At 50.0% G+C, this 3,306-nt stretch carries 3 protein-coding genes; all 3 read right to left on the bottom strand.

Annotated elements, in window-relative coordinates; genetic code table 11:
• Window positions 1–93: 93 nt before the first annotated feature.
• Entirely contained in the window at window positions 94–882 is a 789-nt protein-coding gene (locus LC608_RS36540) for a PAS domain-containing sensor histidine kinase (protein ID WP_229558170.1), read from the bottom strand.
• Between the two features lie 48 nt (window positions 883–930).
• Window positions 931–2,904, bottom strand: coding sequence for a PAS domain-containing protein (locus LC608_RS36535; RefSeq protein ID WP_229558169.1), 1,974 nt, complete (start codon window positions 2,902–2,904; stop codon window positions 931–933).
• An 84-nt stretch (window positions 2,905–2,988) separates the two neighbouring features.
• Entirely contained in the window at window positions 2,989–3,165 is a 177-nt protein-coding gene (locus tag LC608_RS36530) for a hypothetical protein (RefSeq protein ID WP_229558168.1), read from the bottom strand.
• Between the last annotated feature and the right edge of the window lie 141 nt (window positions 3,166–3,306).

Raw genomic sequence — 3,306 nt, 5'->3', positions numbered from 1 at the left:
TTGCAGTTGAGAAACTTCATTTTCATCCAAGTCAACAATGTACTTTTTCGCCATGTTAAACCCCGTTTTTGGTTATTTTACTAATTAGAGGTTTTACTTAGCAAAGTTACCTTGGCAGACTACTAGTCCGCCGTTGGGTGTGAATTTGACGGCATTGGTCAGCAAGTTCCAGACAACCTGCTGCAAACGAGCGGCATCTCCAGAAACCGGAGCAATCCCTGGAGCAAAATCCAGCACGATGCCAATATTTTTTGCCTCTGCTGCCAATCGCACAGTTTCTATAGCAGCAGAAATTACAAAGGTCAAACTGACAGGAGCTACAGTTAAAGATAGTTTACCTCGCATAATGCGGGAGATGTCGAGCAAATCTGAGATCAATTGCGTCTGGAGTTTGGCATTACGTTCAATGGTTGCTAAAGCTTCTCGTTGACGGGCAGCATCGAGTTTGCCGTTCTGTAATAATCGTGTCCATCCTAAAATTGGATTGAGGGGCGAACGCAACTCATGTGACAGCACTGCCAGAAATTCATCTTTGATCCGATTGGCTTTCTCGGCGGCTTCTCGTGCGGTTTGTTCTCGTTGTAAGAGTTGTTCTCGTTGGGTCTGGGCGCGTCTGAACTCTTCAATGTCTGTGCTAGTGCCAAACCACTGCACAATTTGTCCTTGTTCATCACGAATGGGGATCGCTTGGGAGAGAAACCAACGATAGGTATTATCAGAGGAGTGTTTCAAGCGAAATTCAGCTTGATAGGGTATCCCTGTGACCAGCGCAGTACTCCACAGTTGACTTGCTATCTCAAAGTCATCGGGGTGAATGACTCCAGTCGCATAATGAATATCTTGAGTCTGCTCCAATGTCAACCCAGTGCAGGGCAAACGCATCTAAAGTATAAGAATCCTTTAATAGCAAGGGTTTCAGCGTTTTTAAATTTAGCCTATTTTTTCGTCAAGATCCTTATCCAGCAGGGGTTTTAGAAATGCCGTGCGTTCGCCCTGCAACCCAGTGTAAGTTGTCCATTGCTGATTCACGTATTGCGTCTTGCCTTGAGTATCGGTAATCCAAACCTGTTGCGGCATCGCGTCCGCCAGTTGGCGAAATTGCGCTTCTCGTTGCAAAATTGTCGCTTCTGCCTGCTTGCGATCGTGGATATCGACTGATGCGCCGAACCAACGAACAATCTCGCCCGTTTGTGGATCTCGGTAAGGCTCGGCGCGGACAAGAAACCAGCGATAGGCTCCCTGTGCCGAGCGAATCCGGTGTTCGACTGCGAAAATGCTGCCAGTACGTCGCGCTTCGTTAAACGCTGCCATTGTGCGCTCGCCATCTTCCGGGTGAACGAAGTTAGCCGCCACCTGAGCAGCCGTTGTCGGTTCGTAAGTGACTCCGGTGTAGTTGCTCCATTGCTTGTTGAAGAACTCAACCCTCCCCTGGGCATCTGTAATCCAAACAATTTGCGGTACAGCATCTGCCATTAGTCGGAAGCGTTGTTCACTCTCGCGCAAGGCGACTTCGGCTAGTTTGCGCTCCGTAATGTCGTAAGATACTGCCAGGACAGCTTCTACCCCACCCTGAGCATCAAACAAAGGAACGCCATGAGAGGCATAGTCGTGCTCGTGGCTGTGATGCTCTAAGCTATAAGGTTCGCCATTGAGGGCTTGCCGGAAGTAGGATTCGTAACTGGTTGCTAGTTCAGGGTCCAGGGCTTCCCAAATGGTTTTGTCAACCAAGTCTTCGGGAGTCATGCCTGCCTGCTCAAGTGCTTTGCCTGCTGCCAACTGATAGCGCAACTCGCGATCCACAATAAAAACCGCTCCATTGGGCAAATTAGCCGCAACTGCTCTCAGGCGAGCTTCGCTCCTTTGCAAGGCGAGTTGGGCTAGTTTGCGATCGCTAATGTCAGCAGCTATGCCCGACATCCGTACAGCACGGCGCGGTTGGATCTCAAAGAACGTCTGCCCGGTAATTGCCAACCATCGCACTGAGCCATCCGGATGCACTACACAAATTTCCTGACGAAGTGCGCCGTCACCAGCAGGGTCAATGGCGCGGGCGAGCGCTTCGGCGTAACCTGTGCCATCGTCCGGGTGAACAAAGTTAGCGAGTGCTTCCCTGAGCGTGAGTGTGCTGTCGGTAGGTAGCCCAAAAAGCACCAGCATCCGGGCATCTAATTCAGCGCGCTCGTCTTGGATGTGCCACACAAATGTCCCCATCTGTGCTGCATCTAGAGCCAGCTGCAACCGCGCCTCGCTCTGCCGCAGGTTCTCCTCAACTCGTTGGCGTTGTTGCCGTTCGATTGGTAACTGTTCATTCTCACGGCTCACCACTTCGTATGCCACAGCAAGGCTCTTGTGTTCTTCCTTCAACTGCCCCAGTTCGGCTATTTCTAACAATACCCGTTGGTTCAAAGCATTGTCCTCAACTTCTGGATCGTTGAGCAAATAATTGGCAAGCACTTCATGGGTTGCCAGCAAGTGATTGATGTCTTCCTCGAAGCGCAACTCTCGGTGGATCTGCGCCCAGTGATGAGCCATGCGGACAAACGCAAGGAACACGTTGAGAATCTCCAGCCTCGTACCAAATACCTGTTGTAGGGCAACGATCGCTCTAGATGCGTCGGAGGTCTGCAAAAATACATGGGTGGCGCAGGCTATTATTGCCGATTCTTCTGGAGCGTCGGGATTTGGACATTCAAAGCCCGATGAATCGTAAGCAGCACACAAGGCGATCGCCCTTTCGAGTTCTTCACCGCGTGGTAGCGAACGTTGTAGCAGTGGTAGTACTTGTTCAACCGTTTGGGGTAGACAATGGCGATCGCCCGCCGGGTATCCCAACCCAACCAAAAACCCAATGTGTCGGGCGATGCAGTAGCGTACCTCACAAAAGCGTGAAAGATAGACAAACAACCGCTCCTTAAATAAACAGGACTTACGCAACTGGCACAAATAGCGGGCGGGGCGTAGCCCTGCTACAAGACAATTTGAATCAAATTAGCGATCGCATTGTGCCAGTTGCGTAAGTCCTGATAAAGAGGGCAGCGGACTATCGAGGTAGGCAAACTTGGCAAATCCCCAGAGATTCATCGTGATTTCTGGAGTGTTGCTGGCAAGCCAGAAGAAGTTTGGCACAACCCCTAAGCGTTGCTCAATCTCTTTATGTGAAGGCATCTCTACCATGACGATAAGTAGAACAAGGTGAAAAAACCAAACTATGTAAAGATAAGTAAATACGTATAATATATCCAGCAAGGTAACAGGGATATGGGTAGCCGTTTAAGGGTATTTCTGACCAGAGAACAAGATAAAACT

Origin of the sequence: Nostoc sp. XA010, assembly GCF_020829625.1 — a bacterium.
GTDB lineage: Bacteria > Cyanobacteriota > Cyanobacteriia > Cyanobacteriales > Nostocaceae > Nostoc.
The sequence above is the reverse complement of the archived record's forward strand: the minus strand, read 5'-3'. Positions and strand labels throughout refer to the sequence as shown.

Bases quoted from the DNA above. Each gene is read 5' to 3' on its own strand.
- LC608_RS36540 (WP_229558170.1), bottom strand. From the start codon at position 882: ATGCGTTTGCCCTGCACTGGGTTGACATTGGAGCAGACTCAAGATATT.
- LC608_RS36530 (WP_229558168.1), bottom strand. From the start codon at position 3,165: ATGCCTTCACATAAAGAGATTGAGCAACGCTTAGGGGTTGTGCCAAAC.